Here is a 14,329-nt window from a genome sequence, read left to right as displayed (position 1 = left end):
GGAGGACTTGTCTACCACTGAGCCATGCACGGAAGAACGGCGCGCCGAAACAGTAATACTGTCTCGGCGCGCCACCCATCCGTGCAACGCCAAAGTCACCGAGAGTGGTGAGACTCCTCAAGCTCAAACACGGGGGTGGGCAAGCCCTCCATCCGGGCCTTGAGCTGCAAGGCGAGATACTTCGAATAGTGCCTACTCTGGTGCAGGTTCCCACCGTGGATCCATAGGTTCTCCACGTTGGTGGGCTTCCACATATTCCGTAGTTCGCCTTCCCAGGGGCCTGGGTCGCGGGTGGTGTTCGAACCGTAGCCCCAGCACTTGCCCACCCGATCGGCGACCTCCGGGGAGATCAGATCAGCCAGCCACTCGTTCATGGACCCGTAGCCGGTGGCGTAGACGACCAGGTCGGCCGGCAACTCTGTCCCGTCCTCGAGCACCACCGCGTCGTCCGTGAACCGGTCAACCTGGCCAGTAGCCAACCGGACCCGCCCGTCGATGATCAGCTGCGAGGCGCCCACGTCGATGTAGTACCCGGAACCCCGGCGCAAATACTTCAAGAACAGTCCGGAACCGTCCTCCCCGAAGTCGAGGTCGAACCCAGCAGACTCCAGTGCTGCATAGAAGTCCTCGTCCCTGCGGGCCATCGCCTCGAACGCGGGCCGCTGGATATCCGGCAGAACCCGGTACGGCCAGGACGCGAACAACATGTCCGCTTTCTCCGTGGTGATACCGGCCTCCAGCGCCTCCTCCGAGTAGAGGGGTTTCAGGACCAGGTCCATGAGCGACTCGCTACGAGAAATGTGGGTCGAGGAGCGCTGGACCATGGTGACCTCGGCCCCGTGCTCCCAAAGGTCCGCGCAAATGTCGTGGGCGGAGTTATTGGAGCCGATCACCACAGCCCGCTTCCCCTCCCAGTCATCACCGCCGGCGTGGGCAGAAGAGTGGTGCTGCGCGCCCCGGAAGACGTCGGCCCCGGGGAAGTCAGGGATTCTCGGGTACCCCGAGACACCCAGCGCGAACACCAGCTGGGTGGGATGCAGCACGACCTCCTCGCCGTCGCGATCGACCACAACGGTCCAAGTCCCGGACCGCTCGTCCCACTCAGCCGACCGGCACTCAGTCCTCGCCCAGTAGTTCAGCTCCATGATGTCCGCGTAATGCATCAGCCAGTCAGCTACCTTGTCCTTGGCAGGAAACACCGGCCAGTCGTCCGGAAACGGCAGGTAGGGCATGTGGTCATACCAGACCGGGTCATGCAGGTGCAGGGATTTGTAACGGTTGCGCCAGGCGTCCCCAGCCTTCTCCTGCTTATCCACCACGATCGTAGGGACACCAAGACGCTGCAGCCTAGCGGCCAAGCCGATCCCACCCTGCCCACCACCGACGACCAGGCAGTACGGCTGCTCAGTCCGCCCAAGAGCTTCCTCCCGCGCCCGACGCCGCTCCAGCCAGGTGGTGCGCTCCCGGGTGATCTCGTGGACCACCCCGCGGGCCCGGCGAGGCCCCTTCTGTTCCTCGAAGCCGCGCAGGTCCTGCAGCGTGGTCAGCAGAGTCCACGCTTTACCGTCGCGCAGCCTGAGATAGCCCCACCCGCTTCCGGCCGACGTCTCGAAGCGCACCCAGCACTCCGTCACCCCGTCCGCCTCGGTGGGCTCGCCTTCAACCTCCCACCCGGAGGGCCGGACGTGTGGCAGCGTCTGGGCGAGCATCTGATGGATCCGGTCGCGCCCCTCCAGGGTCTTCAGGTTCCAGGTGAAGGCCAGGAAGTCCCGCCAGAAGCCCTCCTTTTCGAACAACTGCGCGGCTGCGTCCGCGTTCCTAGCCGTGAGCGCCTCGTCCAGAGCGTCCAGCCAGAGCCGGGCGGCGTCCGTTCCGACCTCGCTGGCGGTCTCAGTGTCGGTCATGGTTCCTCCTCGATGTGCCTCGGGCATCCGGTGACATAGGGTCCGATGTGATGCCTGTCACCACTGTGGCGTGGTGGGGGTTTCCCCAACGTTGCATCGTGGACCGGGTGAATCGCTCCGGGTCTGGTGGAGGCTCTGATCCAACGGAAGGATGCAGAGCATGCCCGCACCACGGAAGTACCCCGACGAGCTCCGCGAACGCGCCACGCGGATGACGCTGGAAGCCCGTCAAGACCCCGCCACGAGGACCGGAGCATTCCGCCGCGTAGGAGAACAGCTCGGGATCAATCCCGAGACGCTGCGCAACTGGGTCCGCCAAGCCGAGATCGACCACGGCCACCGCCCCGGAATCACGACCAGCGAAGCCGCCCGGGTGGCCGAGCTGGAGAAGGAGAACCGTGAACTACGGCGGGCGAACGCGATCCTGCGCTCGGCGTCGGCTTTCTTCGCGGCGGAGCTCGACCGCCCACAGCGCTGATCGTGGACTACATCGACGAACACAAGCACGAGTTCGGTGTCGAGCCGATCTGCGCCACGCTGTCCGCGACAGGCACACAGATCGCACCGAGCACGTACTACGCGGCCAAGACGCGCCCTCCTTCAGTGCGCAGCCTGCGCGATGAGCAGGTGCTCGTGGAAATCCGGCGGGTGCATGAGGCCAACTACGGGGTCTACGGGGCCCGGAAGGTCCACGCGCAACTGCGGAGGGAGGGCCTGCAGGTGGCCAGGTGCACGGTGGAGCGGCTCATGCGAGCCGCAGGCCTGCGCGGGATCAGCCGCGCGAAGGGACCGAGGACCACGGTCCCAGGCCGCGGCCCGGATGAGCGTCAAGACCTGGTCCAGCGAGACTTCACCGCGGCGGCTCCGAACCAGCTGTGGGTCGCTGACATCACCTACTGCCGCACTTTCAGCGGATGGGTGTACGCCGCGTTCATCATCGACGTGTTCTCCCGACGGGTGCTGGGCTGGCAGCTGTCGAAGTCGCTGCGCACGGACCTGGCCCTGGACGCGTTGGAGATGGCGTTCTGGACGCGTCAGCGCGCAGGCCAAGACGTGGCCGGGCTACGGCATCACAGCGATAAAGGAGTCCAGTACGTCGCCGTGCGATACTGAAGCGCCCTGGGTTTTGTTCCGAGGTCAGGACGCAACGGGCGCTGAGTCCTGGTGGTGAGTGTAGGCCGCCTCGACCTCGGTGGGCGTGCGGTAGTCCAGGGCCTCATGGAGGCGGGTGGTGTTCCACCAGTGCACCCACCCCATGGTGGCCAGCTCGACCGCCTGCACGGACTCCCAGATCCGCTTGGAGTGGATGAGTTCGGCCTTGTAGAGCCCGTTCACGGTCTCGGCCAGGGCGTTGTCGTAGGAGTCGCCCACGGTGCCTACCGAAGCCGTCACCCCGGCGGTGATGAGCGCGTCCGAGTACGCCAAGCTGACGTACTGGGCGGGTTCAACCGGTCGTTGCAACACCGTGCGTTGAGAGCGAGCGTAGCTGCTCGGCGAAGACCTCCGCGGGAGTCTTCCAGTCCAGGACCTTCCTGGGCCTGTTGTTCAGCGTGTACGCGACTGCTGCGAGGTCCTCGGCCGACCATCTCGACAGGTCCGTGCCCTTGGGGAAGTACTGCCGCAGCACCCCGTTCGTGTTCTCGTTCGTCGGCCGCTGCCACGGCGAGTGGGGGTCAGCGAAGAACACCTTCGTGCCCGTGGCCATCGTGAACTGGACATGCCCGGCCAGCTCCTTGCCCCGATCCCACGTCAAGCTCTGACGCAGCTGCTCCGGCACCGTCGCCATCGCCTTGATCAGGGCCGCGGTCATCGCCTCAGCCCCGTACCCACCCAGCGACGGCCCGTTCTTCACCGGCGACCGCTCACCCCATCCCTCCAGGCGGGGCAAGTGGACCAGGATCGTGGCCCGGCTCTTGCGCTCGGCCAGAGTCCCGATCGCTGAACGCTCGGTCCCGATGATCAGGTCCCCTTCCCAGTGCCCGGGCACAGCACGATCAGCGGCCTCGGGTGGGCGCTTGCTGAACACCACGTCCTCGGTGACGTGGCCCTGGGGCTTGTTCCGGGTACGTGCCCGCGGCTCGCGCAGAGCCCGCCCGGTACGCAGGCACGCGACGAGTTCACGCTTGAGCGCCCCACGCCCCTGGATGAACAGGGACTGATAGATCGCTTCATGAGAGATCCGCATGGACACATCATCCGGGAACTCCAGGCGCAGCCGGTGGCTGATCTGCTCAGGGCTCCACGCCGTGGACCACCGCCGGTCCGCCCGGCGCGGTTTCATCTTCCGCCCCTTGAAACCGGGCCCGACCGGTCCCGGCACGGCCACGCCATCGGGGCCCAGGACCACCCCGTTCAGGCGTGCCTGGACGTAGTCGTGCAGTCGCTGGTTCGTGGCCAGCTTCGCCGGCTTGGGCCGCCTGGCAGCTTCCTGGGCCTTCCACTGCGCCACCGTGGCCCGGTACTCCTGCTTCCCGGAACGAGTGGCGCAGTTACGGCGCAGCTCACGGCTGATCGTGCCGGGATCACGTCCCAGCGTGCGTGCGATCTGACGGACCCCCTGGCCCTGGGCATGGAGGATCGCGAGCTCCTCACGCTCAGCGAAGGACAGATACCGGCCGGTGGGCTCGGCTAAGGACAGCGGGGTCATCCCGCCAGCGTGACGGAACCAGCGCGCCCCGACGGGCCAGGACACGCCCACAGTCAGGGATGCCTCGACCGTGGTGACACCGGTGGCGATCACACGCCAGAACTGGCGTTGGACCTCCCGTGAGGGCTGCGGCCTGCCAGGAGAGCGCATCGGGGCCCGCAAAGCCCGATCCGCTCTCCACTGCCGACGTGTCCCCTCGGGCACGTCACTGATCTTCCTCGCCCAGTCCTTGCTTGCCATCGCCCATACCTCCAGTGATTCCGAGAGGGTGTTGCGACGACCGATTGAATCCACCCTGGCTGCCGCGATCCGAGTGGTGCACCAGGCCTTGGGGGCCACGGCTTGCACCGGTGCTCACGAGGGCGTGCTCCAGGGCGAGCAACGGCAGCCCCGCGGTATGAAGGCTGGCCGAGACCGCCCATCCCACGATCCGCCGGGAGTACACGTCGGTGATGAAAGCGACGTAGCAGAACCCCGAGATCGTGCGCACGTAGGTGATGTCTGCGACCCAGAGCTGGTGCGGGCCTTCCGCGGTGAAGCGGCGCTCGACCAGATCTGGGCGGGCATCCGGCTCGCCTGTCGGCCTCGTGGTGATCGGCTTACGTCCGCGCCGCACCCCTTCCATGCCGGCGAGCTTCATCAGTCGGACGACCTGGTCCCGGCCGATCACCCAGCCGGCACGCACGACCGCCTGATGCATCTTTCTCACCCCGTAGACCGAGTAGTTCTCCGCGTGGACCCGGCGGAGTTCCTCCACGAGGATCTCGTCCCGCAGCGTTCTCGAAGACCTGGGTCGTGTCTTCGCGGCGCGGTAGCCGCGGGAGGTGATGAACCCACATTCCGTCGCACGAAGGGTGCGGCAGATGGCCTCGACCCCGAACTGATCGCGGTGTTCGTCGATGAACGCGATCATCTCGTCGTGGGGCGGTCGAGCTCCGCTGCGAAAAAAGCTGAGGCTTTGCGCAGGATCTCGTTCGCGCGGCGCAGCTCGAGGTTCTCCCGGCGCAGCTTCTTGATCTCCTCGGCTTCAGCGGTGCTGAGCCCTGGGGCTTCGCCGTGATCGATGCGGTCTTGCTTCCACCAGTTCCGCAGGGTGTGTGGGGAGATCCCGCCGAGGGCTTCGCCAACGGCGGTGCAGGCGACCCAGGCGGAGCACTGCTCGGCGCGGACGCGTTCTTCGATGAGCTTCAGGGCTCTTGCCTTGAACTCGGGGGTGTACTTCTGGGGCATGATCCGATCCTCCTTGAGGAAGTAGGTCGGAACGAAACCCAGGGCGCTTCAATACACCCAGCGGCTCGCCCAGGCCGGCGCAGTCGCCTCAGTCGGCTCGACGGGGGACTCGTATGACAATGCCCTCGCGGAGGCGTTCAACTCGCTGTTCAAGGCGGAGCTGATCCGGAACAAGGGGCCATTCAAGTCCATCGAGGACCTGGAGATCGCGGTCGCGGAGTACATCGACTGGTTCAACCATCGTCGTGTGCACGGCGAGATCAGGCTGGTCCTTCCGGTCGAGTTCGAGGACGTCTACCATCATGAGAACCCCGTGCCGGCGCCCGCCGGGACGGCACTTACGAGCCTCTAACAAACCCGGGGCGATTCAGGGTGTTGAGCACGGAGGAGTGCAGTGAACAACAAGCAATCAACGGAGGCACCCGAGCGGGTCCGCACCGCGTGGGAACGGTGCACTAACCGAGGCCTCTCTCGGGATCTGACGGGCCCACCCCAAGTGCTCCCCGACCACGAGGTCAGGCACCTGCGCCAGCTCTCCCTCCTGGGCGGACACGTCGAGGCCGTCGCGGACGCCTTGGGCGTTCATCAGGACTCGACTGAGCCCCGGGTGGCTGTCCTCACCGGACCCGACGGCACCGTGCTGTGGCGACACGGTGGCCGCGCAGCGTTGCGCCGTGCCGACGGTCTCGGCTTCGTGGAGGGCGCTGGATGGGACGAGCACGATGTGGGCACCAATGCCATCGCCCAGGCACTCCGGAGTGGGGTCGCGGAGGAACTGCGCGGGGCAGAGCACTTTGCGCTGTCCCACAGCGCTTGGGACTGCACCTCCGCCCCGGTGCACCACCCCATTACTGGGGAGACTCTTGGGGTCATCGACCTGTCTGGGCCGCGAGGCAGCGCCACGCCCGACACGAGGTGGTTGGTGCGCTCGGCCGCCCGCATGGTCGAAGCACTCCTTTCGCCCCCAGAGAGTCAGCGCCCCGCACACATCGGTGCGGCGGGCACCCCACACTTGGAGCTGCGCCTTCTCGCCGAGCCAGCTGCCGCCCGCGTCGATGGCGGAGACTGGTTCGCTCTGCCGACCCGTACCGCGGAGATCCTGGCTCTGCTCAGCTTGCGCGAACGCGGGTGGAGTGCGGAGGAGATGGCTTATGAGCTCTATGGTGAACACGGCACGCCGAGTTCGGTCCGCACGGAGATCCACCGAGTCCGGCGCCGCCTCGGGCCGGTTATCGCCGCAACTCCCTACCGGTTCGACGACCCCACCCGAGTGACCAGTGACGTGGCACGCCTGCGGGCTGCCCTGGAACAGGGCGAGCTGGAGCGGGCGCTGTGTATCTACCGGCAACCGTTGCTGCGGTCCTCGGATCTACTGGCCATCGAGCAGTGGCGGGGCGAACTGGACCGGGTCACCACCGATGCTGTACGCCGCAGCGGTGACCCCCGCATGGACGTTCGCTGGTCCCACACGGAGATGGGCCAAGCAAACTTACTGAGATAGTCCCCGCCCTCTCGATACGCCTTCCCTTCAGGGCCAGGACCACGGAAAGCTTCCCTCGTGATCACCGGGACAATTAGCCCCTGGCAGACAAACCGCCCGCTGCAACTGGGTCGACCGGCTCATCGGCACCGAGCCGACAATCCTTTCCGGACGAGGTTGCAGAGGAAGAGCAACCCGTGGCCGCCAACTGCAGGTCAGACGTCCTTGCCCGACGGTGAGACGGGGATCTTCACGGCCGTCTCGTTACGGTGAATCAGGGTTTCGAAGCCCTCCTCCACCACCCCGTCCAGACCGATCCTGTCGGTGATAAGCGGTGCCAGATCCATCTTTCCGGTCTCCTCCATCTCAATGGTCGCCGGGCGAGAATTGACGTATGCGATAGTGCGGCGCAGATCGATCTCCTTCATCACCAGTTTGTGGATGTCGAAGTCCGCCCGCATGCCCCAAATCGAAACCACAACCAGCACCTCGGTGGGCCGCACCGCGACCATGAGAGTGTCGAGCACAACCTGCACGCTGATGCATTCGAAGGCCACATCGGCGCCGCGGCCGCCGGTAAGTTTCGGTAGCTACCGTGACGGGCATCCACAGGCTCACGTGAGATCCCCCGCCACGCCCCGATCCTCCAGGGGGCGCCTCGTCCTGCCGTCCGTCCAGGCGTGCCATCGTGGCACGCCCCTCCCCCGCTAGCGTGCCCCGCCTGGTGGCCTTGACCAACGCCAAAGGCGGCGTCGGACGCACCACCGTCACCACCCACCTCGCCACAGCCCTGGCCCGAACAGGCCTGACCATCGAAGTCTGGAACGCCGACCCCTTCCACGACACCACCGCCTACCTCGACCCCGACGTTCTCCCCCACGGGCTGGCCCTGGCCGGGAAAACCGCCCCCTACGCGCTACCCGGGCATCGGTTCGCCCCCCCGCCTCATGCCGACCGCGAACCGGTCCACTGATGTCGTCCTCATCGACACTAGGGCCGGAGAACAGGGAGTCGCACCGCCACCCGCTACCCCCTCGACCTCGCCCTGATCCCCCGGGCTCAACCGCATGGACATGCACGACGCCAACAACACCCTGAGCTACCGCAGCCCCGGCATCGCCTGCACCGTCCTGCCCTTCCGCCCCACCAGATCCGACCTCCACGTCCTGCCCGCAGTGCGGGCCGAACAGACCGAATGGGACGTTCCCATCCTCGATGCCGTCGCCCCCGAACGCGCCACCGCCGACGCCTACCCCCTCCTGCGCGCCACCCAATCCAGCCCCTGGGACCGGGTCGCCCACGCCCTACTGTTCCTTGGAGGGCTCTGGGGCGGAGAGTGTCAGACGACTCAGCTCCGGTTGGACTCGATCCATCCGTGGCGGCGTACGCCGGCGTCCTGCCGTGTGCCACAGTCGAGCACGGTGAATCCCGCCGTGATCAACAGGCGGGAGAGCCCATCGACCGGCCAGTGCCACGCCGTGGTGACGGCGTGGTCGAAGGCCTCCACCTGGTTTGACGCGAAGAAGCCCAGCAGCAGTGACCCGCCAGGGCGCAGTGCCTGGTGCGCGCGCTCCAGGAGGGCAGGCATCTCCACCGGCGGCGTGTGGATGATTGAGTACCAGCCCAGGATCCCGTTGAAGGCGGCTACGGGCAGGGTCTGGAACGAGCCCGGCTCCACGCGTACCTCCGGGTGGGTGCGGTGTGCGTGGGTCACGAACTCTTCGACCGGCTCGATGCCCGTCACCTCATGGCCCCGCGAGGCCAGGTGCGCGGTCCAGTGGGCCGGCCCGCAGCCGACGTCGGCCAGAACCCCATCCACCCGGTCGGCCCAGGCTTCGACCAGGAGCCTGTCGTCCTCGGCCACGGCGTCCATGGTCCCCAGCAGCTCCGTGTACTCGTCCGCGCGGGCGCCATAGGCGGCCGAGCTGGTGGAAAGTCCTTCCCGGGCGGCGTCGTCAGGGGTCACCGCTGCCCCTCCGCCGGCGCGAGGACCTGCCAGAGCTCGTGGTCCTGCCAGCGACCGGCGATCTTCAGGTACTGCGGGGCCAGGCCGTAACGCTCGAACCCGTGGCGCTGCAGCACCCGACGCGACGCATGGTTGTGGTGCAGGATCTCAGCCTGCACGCGGTGTAGTCCGAGCTCGCCGAAGGCGACCTCCAGGGCCTGCCCGACGGCGGCGGTCGCCACGCCGCGGCCCGTCGCCTCGCGGGCGACCCAGTAGCCGATCGAGCAGAACTGGCCGGCCCCGCGGACCACGCTGGCCAGGGTGAGACGACCGAAGATCGAGCCCACCTCGTCGGTGATGAGGTACGCGTAGGAGCGGTCCGCGGCGCGGTCACGGTCTGCCTGCTCGAGGGTCTCGCGTTGGCCGGCCTCCGTGAACCAACGGGCCTGACGTTCCGGCTCCCACGGGGCCAGATGCTCGCGCTGCGACACGGCCAGGGCCGCGAGAGTCGGGGCGTCTGCGGGAACGGCGGGACGCAGATGGATGGTCATGGTCGGAGTGTAGAGACCCAACGCGGCGAGGCAGAGGAGCCCTTGGGCCGCATCAGAAGGACGCCGACGCCGCCGTCGAACTCGATGCTGGGGGAGCACGGACCGGTCTCCAGGGCCGTGAAGCCGAGCGAGCGGTGCAACGCGAGCGATGGTGCATTGCGGGCATTCATGACGCTGTGGAGGGTGTCTCCGTGGAGCGCTCCGACGGCCTCGATCACAGCCTGCAGCAGACGGTGACCGATGCCTCGGTGGCGAAAGGCGGGATCCACGGTGAGCCCGGCAGTGAGCCACTGCGCTGGGCCTCCAGGATGCAGAGGGGTCCGGGTGGCGCCAGGCCAGCCCACGACCTCGGTCCCCTGGAGCAGGGCGGCCTCGGCCACAACTAGGACGGGGGCCCGGTCGAGCAGCCAGTGAGCGGCTGGAGCGTTGTCTGACGGTGTGCCGCCACGGGTTGCCATGATGACCACCAGGGCGGGGCCATCCCAGGACGTGCGGGACGAATCACCACACCCGCCAGTGGGGCGGTGCGATGCTGCGGCTGCGTGGTCATGCCGAGGGGATCTACGCGTGGAGCAGGATGCGCTCCACGACCTCCTCCGGGGTCTCTGCAGCCGTGATGCGGTGCTCGGCCACGAAGTCGAGGGGCTGCCAGCCGTGGTGCCAGCTGGCCATCTCCTCGGCGCTGAAGTCGCCGGCCTTGGGGCGTGTTGCGTGGCGGCGGACGGTCTCCGCGAAGGTGAGGTCGAAGGCGTAGAAGCGGGCGTCGTCGCTGGCGGCGGCGATCCGTTGGAGCATTGGCCCGTAGCGGCCGGCGTGGAAGATTCCGTCCAGGATCACGTGATGGCCCCGGGCCAGGCAGTGGCGCGCGGCCGCCTCGAGCAGGTCCGCATGGGCGAGGCTCTCCTGCTCCCGCTCGGCGTACACATCCCGTCGGAAGTGGTCCTGGCTGAGCACGGCGACCGGACCGTCCAACTGGGATTGGAGCAGACGGGCGACGGTGGTCTTGCCGGAGGCCGCGTTGCCTCGGAGCATGACGAGCATTCAGTGAATCTCCAGTTCTATGTGCGGTTCCGGGAGTTCGTCAATGACACCCGGGTCTACAGAGCGTCAAGCGTTCAGGCGCTTCCTGGCGTATGAAACATATTTGCGCGTTTCTGAAATCTTCACTGCATCTCGACACCGGCCCGGCACACAGGCGCGATCAGGCACGGGGGTGAGGCGCCGTCATCCGTGGCAACGGGGAGGCGAGGCGGGTATTCCAGCCCGCAGCCCGTGCCAAGAACATGCCCGGTGCCGGACCGTCATGAACACCGTTCAGTGCGGCTATGCTTGAACACTGTTCAATAACTCGCCGCGGCCCCGCCGCGCTCGCCCAGGAGACCGCCCATGAGCAGCACCCTAGACACCCGCGCCGGCCACGGCGCCCGTGACTCCCGCGATGCCCGTCGCCCCCGCAGCGCCTCGCCGGCCCGAGACTTGGCACGCATCGCCGTCATGACCGCCCTCATGGCGGTGCTCGGCATGGTCCCGCCCATCGTGGTGGCCGGCGTCCCCGCCCCGATCGTCCTGCAGAACATCGTGGTCATCTTCGCCGGCCTCATCCTCGGCCCGTGGCGCGGAGCCGCCTCGCAGCTGCTCTTTGTGGGCCTGGTCGCCCTTGGCCTGCCGCTGCTGACCGGCGGCCGTGGCGGGCTCGGCGTCTTTGCGGGCCCCTCGGTGGGCTTCGTCCTCGTCTGGCCGATCGCCGCCGCCGTGGTCGGCCTGATCTTCTGGGCCCTGACCGCCCGGGTCCGCCGCGGCCTGCCCGCCGGCCGCATCGCCGTGGCCGCCTCGGTGGCCGCGCTGATCGGCGGCATCGCCGTGGTCTACGCCGGAGGCATCCTCGGCTTCGTGACCGTCGGCGGCATGGAGTTCGGCGCCGCGCTGCTCAGCATGGGCGTCTTCGTGCCGGGTGACCTGATCAAGGCGATCGTGGCCGTGGTCCTCGTGGTCGGCCTGTGGAAGGCCTACCCGCGCGCCTTCCGGTGACCTCTCCCGCCCCGCGCCCGCGGACGGCGGCGGCCTCCGCTCGGCTCGCCCCGCTCCGCCGTGGCGGACCCGGCCTCGACGGCACCGCCCTGGCGGACCACGCCGCGGTGCTCTCCGCCGCCGTGCAGGCACGGGCCCGCGGCCTGGTCCCCCTCGTCGGCGACGACCGCTGGTCCGCCCGCCTCTGGGAGGCCCAAACCGCGCACGCCGCCGCGGCCCTGGACGCCCTCGCCGCGCGACACCCGGACCTCGCCGAGCAAGCCGCCTGGGCCGCCTTCACCTCCGGCTCCACCGGGAGCCCGCGCGTCGTCCTGCGGACAGACGCGTCCTGGGAGGCCGGGCACCGGCAGGTGGCGCGGTGGCTCGGCCTCGACCGGCACGAAGCCCTGCTGCTGGCGGCGCACCCGGTGTCCTCCATGGCCGTGAACGTGGCCTCCTTCTGCGCGTTCGCCGGGGTGCCGCTGCGCGTGCCCGGCCGGGCCCGCCTCCGGGCCCGTGACCTGCTTCCCGACGACGGCTCCGGCACCTCCGCCTGCGCGCTCGCCGGCACGCCCTCCCACCTGGTCGACGCGCTGGACCTGCTCGAGGAGCTCCCGGACCGGTCCGCCGCCACCGTGCGGGTGGCGGCGGTGGGTGGAGACCGGCTCCCGGCCGGCCTGTGCGAGCGCGCCGTGGACCTGGGAGTGCGCGTGGTCCACTACTACGGCTCGGCCGAGACCAGCTACGTGGCCGTGGACATGGACGGCACTGGACTGCGACCCCTGCCGGGCGTCGAGGTCAGGGTGGTGGACGGGATGCTGCACGTGCGCTCGGACCAGCTGGCGCTGCCGGACGACTCGGTCCTGGCGGACGGCTCCCCGCGCTTCACGGCCGAGGGCTGGCTGCGCACCGGGGACCGTGCCCGCCTGGACTGCGGGGGAGTCCTGCACCTGGGCGGCCGCCTGGACGACGCGATCCAGACCGGCGGCGCCACTGTGGTCCCCTCCGAGGTGGAGCAGATCCTCACCGGTGCCCGGGACGAGACCGGCCGGCCCTGGTGCACCGCCGCCCTCGTGCTGGGCGAACCCGCTCCGCGGTTAGGACAGCGCGTTGTCGCCTGGGTCGAGACCGTCCCCGGCACTGACCCGGACGCCGCCGTGGCGGCCCTGCGACGGGCCGCGGCCGAGCACCTGCCGGCAGCGTCCCGGCCGCGCGCCTGGCATGCTGTGGACCGACTGGAGCGCACCGGCACCGGGAAGGTCCGCCGCCTCCGCCCACCTGCACCGGAGGTACCCGCATGATGCTCCCCGCCGGGCTCTGGATCACCGCCGCCGCCCGCACCCCTGTGACGGGGCGCTCCCGTGCGCAGGCCGACCTCGACGCCGCCACGCTGGCCGCGCAGGCGGTCCGCGCCGTCGTCGGGCCCGAGCGCACGGTGACGCCCGGGGCGGAGGTGGGCGCCGTCGTCGTGGGCAACTGCACGGGGCCGGGCGGGAACCTGGGCCGGATCGCGGCGCTGGGCGCAGGGCTGGGCACCGCGGTGCCCGGCTGGACCGTGGACGCCCAGTGCGGCTCCGGGATCGCCGCCGTGGTGCAGGCGGCCCAGCATGCCGCGCTGACGGGGCGAGCGTGCGTGGCGGCGGGCGTGGAGTCTCCGTCCACCGCTCCGGAACGCCGAATCGCCGGCGTGCCCTACACGCAGGCGCCCATGGTCCCGTCCGGGTGGGAGGACCCGGATCTCACCGCCGCCGCGGACCGCCTCGCCGCCGCCCAGGGCATCACCCGTGCACGTCAGGAGGCGTTCGCCGCCCGCTCGCACCGGCTCGCCCTGGCCGCGGCGGCCCACCGTCCGGCCCACGACGACGGTCCCCGCCGGCTCGGCGCCGCTCACCTCTCCCGCTTCCCGGCCGTGTTCGCCGAGGCGGACCCGGTGTTCGCGGTCACCGGTGGGACAGCCGCCCGGATCGCCGACGGCGCGGCGGCGGTGCGCGTGGAGTGCTCGGTCGAGACGCCGACTCCGAGCGCCGAGGTGGGCGAGGCCGACGGCGCGGTGCCCGACGCCGTCCCCGGGGCGGCCTGTGCTGAATCGGCCACGCTGCCGCGGCCGTGCCGGATCGTGGCGGCGGCCCTGACCGGCTCTGACCCGGCGCTGCCCGGGCTGGCGCCGGTGGCGGCGATCGAGCAGGTGCTCTCCGCCTCCGGGGACACCGTGGGGCACGACGGCAGGATCGCCGTCGTGGAGGTGGTCGAGGCCTACGCTGTGCAGGCGCTCGCCGTGTTGGACGCGGTGGGCCTGGCCCGTCCCGGAGGATCCGGGGACGAGGACGTGGACCCACGGGTGAACGCCCGCGGCGGCGCCCTCGCATGGGGCCATCCGTGGGGCGCCTCCGGGGTCGTGGCCGTCCTGCAGGCGGTGCAGCGGCTCCAGGAGCAGCCGCCCGGGGCACGGGCGCTGGTCACGGCCGCGGTGGCCGGGGGAATGGGGATCGCGATGACACTGGAGGTGAGCTGACATGGCAGGGCTGTGGGGACGACGCCGCCGCGCGGCGGAGCAGAGGTCGCACG

At 69.3% G+C, this 14,329-nt stretch carries 15 protein-coding genes, 3 pseudogenes and 2 other annotated features; of the genes and pseudogenes, 8 read left to right on the top strand and 10 right to left on the bottom strand.

The annotated features are described in order from the left end of the window. Positions 1-95 precede the first annotated feature (95 nt). A complete protein-coding gene (locus CEQ11_RS00260) occupies positions 96-1,904 on the bottom strand; it encodes an NAD(P)/FAD-dependent oxidoreductase (RefSeq protein ID WP_088477335.1) in 1,809 nt (602 codons plus the stop codon). A 160-nt stretch (positions 1,905-2,064) separates the two neighbouring features. Between CEQ11_RS00260 and CEQ11_RS00255 the strand changes: the two genes are divergently transcribed. Both CEQ11_RS00255 and CEQ11_RS00250 read left to right on the top strand, forming a co-directional pair. Further along, complete coding sequence (locus CEQ11_RS00255) at positions 2,065-2,382, top strand: transposase (RefSeq protein WP_006943480.1); 318 nt, start codon at positions 2,065-2,067, stop codon at positions 2,380-2,382. Continuing rightward, positions 2,343-2,471, top strand: a sequence feature (AL1L pseudoknot). Its footprint overlaps the gene before it by 40 nt. Continuing rightward, on the top strand, positions 2,385-3,017 hold the full coding sequence (locus CEQ11_RS00250; protein WP_088477334.1) for an IS3 family transposase: 633 nt from the start codon (positions 2,385-2,387) through the stop codon (positions 3,015-3,017). Its footprint overlaps the feature before it by 87 nt. A 24-nt stretch (positions 3,018-3,041) precedes the next feature. On the opposite strand, the pseudogene CEQ11_RS00245 reads toward CEQ11_RS00250, so the two are convergent. From CEQ11_RS00245 to CEQ11_RS00230, 4 genes and pseudogenes are all read right to left on the bottom strand, one after another. After that, positions 3,042-3,344 (bottom strand): annotated as a pseudogene (locus CEQ11_RS00245) (integrase core domain-containing protein); the annotation flags it as partial. Between the two features lie 4 nt (positions 3,345-3,348). Continuing rightward, complete coding sequence (locus tag CEQ11_RS00240; protein ID WP_102957538.1) at positions 3,349-4,551, bottom strand: IS30 family transposase; 1,203 nt, start codon at positions 4,549-4,551, stop codon at positions 3,349-3,351. A gap of 205 nt (positions 4,552-4,756) precedes the next feature. Next, positions 4,757-5,464 (bottom strand): IS3 family transposase, encoded by a 708-nt coding sequence (locus CEQ11_RS00235; protein WP_088477331.1) that lies wholly within the window; start codon positions 5,462-5,464, stop codon positions 4,757-4,759. Continuing rightward, positions 5,400-5,503: a sequence feature (AL1L pseudoknot), on the bottom strand. It overlaps the preceding gene by 65 nt. Further along, positions 5,461-5,781 carry a transposase gene (locus tag CEQ11_RS00230; protein WP_088477330.1) on the bottom strand — a complete coding sequence of 107 codons (321 nt, stop codon included), beginning with the start codon at positions 5,779-5,781 and terminating at the stop codon, positions 5,461-5,463. Its footprint overlaps the feature before it by 43 nt. Before CEQ11_RS00230 ends, CEQ11_RS00235 begins: the two co-directional genes overlap by 4 nt. A 100-nt stretch (positions 5,782-5,881) precedes the next feature. Here CEQ11_RS00230 and CEQ11_RS13400 point away from each other — a divergent pair. Beyond that, a pseudogene (locus tag CEQ11_RS13400) lies at positions 5,882-6,133 on the top strand (IS3 family transposase); the annotation flags it as partial. Positions 6,134-6,175: 42 nt separating this feature from the next. Continuing rightward, positions 6,176-7,282 carry a GAF domain-containing protein gene (locus tag CEQ11_RS00215; protein ID WP_127913424.1) on the top strand — a complete coding sequence of 369 codons (1,107 nt, stop codon included), beginning with the start codon at positions 6,176-6,178 and terminating at the stop codon, positions 7,280-7,282. Positions 7,283-7,476: 194 nt separating this feature from the next. On the opposite strand, the pseudogene CEQ11_RS00210 reads toward CEQ11_RS00215, so the two are convergent. Further along, positions 7,477-7,833 (bottom strand): annotated as a pseudogene (locus tag CEQ11_RS00210) (zinc-binding dehydrogenase); the annotation flags it as partial. 152 nt (positions 7,834-7,985) lie between these two features. Here CEQ11_RS00210 and CEQ11_RS00205 point away from each other — a divergent pair. Next, on the top strand, positions 7,986-8,234 hold the full coding sequence (locus CEQ11_RS00205) for a ParA family protein (protein ID WP_193762950.1): 249 nt from the start codon (positions 7,986-7,988) through the stop codon (positions 8,232-8,234). A gap of 375 nt (positions 8,235-8,609) precedes the next feature. Here the strand turns inward: CEQ11_RS00205 and CEQ11_RS00200 are convergent, their stop codons facing one another. The 4 genes from CEQ11_RS00200 to CEQ11_RS00185 all read right to left on the bottom strand — a co-directional run bounded on the left by CEQ11_RS00200 (position 8,610) and on the right by CEQ11_RS00185 (position 10,798). Further along, the gene (locus CEQ11_RS00200) at positions 8,610-9,227 is read right to left on the bottom strand and encodes a bifunctional 2-polyprenyl-6-hydroxyphenol methylase/3-demethylubiquinol 3-O-methyltransferase UbiG (RefSeq protein WP_227718644.1); all 618 of its coding nucleotides are present in this window, start codon (positions 9,225-9,227) and stop codon (positions 8,610-8,612) included. After that, positions 9,224-9,757, bottom strand: coding sequence for a GNAT family N-acetyltransferase (locus CEQ11_RS00195; protein ID WP_088477325.1), 534 nt, complete (start codon positions 9,755-9,757; stop codon positions 9,224-9,226). The genes CEQ11_RS00200 and CEQ11_RS00195 overlap by 4 nt, the downstream gene beginning before the upstream one ends. Beyond that, positions 9,754-10,215 carry a GNAT family N-acetyltransferase gene (locus CEQ11_RS13395; RefSeq protein WP_153052694.1) on the bottom strand — a complete coding sequence of 154 codons (462 nt, stop codon included), beginning with the start codon at positions 10,213-10,215 and terminating at the stop codon, positions 9,754-9,756. Before CEQ11_RS13395 ends, CEQ11_RS00195 begins: the two co-directional genes overlap by 4 nt. A 103-nt stretch (positions 10,216-10,318) precedes the next feature. After that, entirely contained in the window at positions 10,319-10,798 is a 480-nt protein-coding gene (locus CEQ11_RS00185; protein WP_088477323.1) for an AAA family ATPase, read from the bottom strand. Positions 10,799-11,143: 345 nt separating this feature from the next. On the opposite strand from CEQ11_RS00185, the gene CEQ11_RS00180 reads away from it, so the two are divergent. Genes CEQ11_RS00180 through CEQ11_RS00170 form a run of 3 tightly spaced genes read left to right on the top strand, consistent with a single transcriptional unit; the run spans position 11,144 to position 14,276 of the window. Beyond that, complete coding sequence (locus tag CEQ11_RS00180; protein ID WP_088477322.1) at positions 11,144-11,785, top strand: biotin transporter BioY; 642 nt, start codon at positions 11,144-11,146, stop codon at positions 11,783-11,785. Then, the gene (locus CEQ11_RS00175; protein ID WP_088477321.1) at positions 11,782-13,065 is read left to right on the top strand and encodes an AMP-binding protein; all 1,284 of its coding nucleotides are present in this window, start codon (positions 11,782-11,784) and stop codon (positions 13,063-13,065) included. The genes CEQ11_RS00180 and CEQ11_RS00175 overlap by 4 nt, the downstream gene beginning before the upstream one ends. Then, positions 13,062-14,276: an acetyl-CoA acetyltransferase gene (locus CEQ11_RS00170; RefSeq protein ID WP_088477320.1), complete on the top strand. Its 1,215-nt coding sequence runs from the start codon at positions 13,062-13,064 to the stop codon at positions 14,274-14,276. The genes CEQ11_RS00175 and CEQ11_RS00170 overlap by 4 nt, the downstream gene beginning before the upstream one ends. Positions 14,277-14,329 lie beyond the last annotated feature (53 nt).

It is taken from the genome of Micrococcus sp. FDAARGOS_333, from assembly GCF_002206575.2.
In the GTDB taxonomy this organism is placed as follows: Bacteria; Actinomycetota; Actinomycetes; order Actinomycetales; family Micrococcaceae; genus Micrococcus; species Micrococcus lylae.
This window is presented reverse-complemented; position numbering and strand designations above follow the sequence as displayed.

Excerpts from the sequence above, each read along its gene's own strand:
- CEQ11_RS00260 (WP_088477335.1), bottom strand. The coding sequence starts at position 1,904 with ATGACCGACACTGAGACCGCCAGCGAGGTCGGAACGGACGCCGCCCGG.
- CEQ11_RS00255 (WP_006943480.1), top strand. The coding sequence starts at position 2,065 with ATGCCCGCACCACGGAAGTACCCCGACGAGCTCCGCGAACGCGCCACG.
- CEQ11_RS00240 (WP_102957538.1), bottom strand. The coding sequence starts at position 4,551 with ATGACCCCGCTGTCCTTAGCCGAGCCCACCGGCCGGTATCTGTCCTTC.
- CEQ11_RS00235 (WP_088477331.1), bottom strand. The coding sequence starts at position 5,464 with ATGATCGCGTTCATCGACGAACACCGCGATCAGTTCGGGGTCGAGGCC.
- CEQ11_RS00230 (WP_088477330.1), bottom strand. The coding sequence starts at position 5,781 with ATGCCCCAGAAGTACACCCCCGAGTTCAAGGCAAGAGCCCTGAAGCTC.
- CEQ11_RS00195 (WP_088477325.1), bottom strand. The coding sequence starts at position 9,757 with ATGACCATCCATCTGCGTCCCGCCGTTCCCGCAGACGCCCCGACTCTC.
- CEQ11_RS13395 (WP_153052694.1), bottom strand. The coding sequence starts at position 10,215 with ATGGCAACCCGTGGCGGCACACCGTCAGACAACGCTCCAGCCGCTCAC.
- CEQ11_RS00185 (WP_088477323.1), bottom strand. The coding sequence starts at position 10,798 with ATGCTCGTCATGCTCCGAGGCAACGCGGCCTCCGGCAAGACCACCGTC.
- CEQ11_RS00180 (WP_088477322.1), top strand. The coding sequence starts at position 11,144 with ATGAGCAGCACCCTAGACACCCGCGCCGGCCACGGCGCCCGTGACTCC.
- CEQ11_RS00170 (WP_088477320.1), top strand. The coding sequence starts at position 13,062 with ATGATGCTCCCCGCCGGGCTCTGGATCACCGCCGCCGCCCGCACCCCT.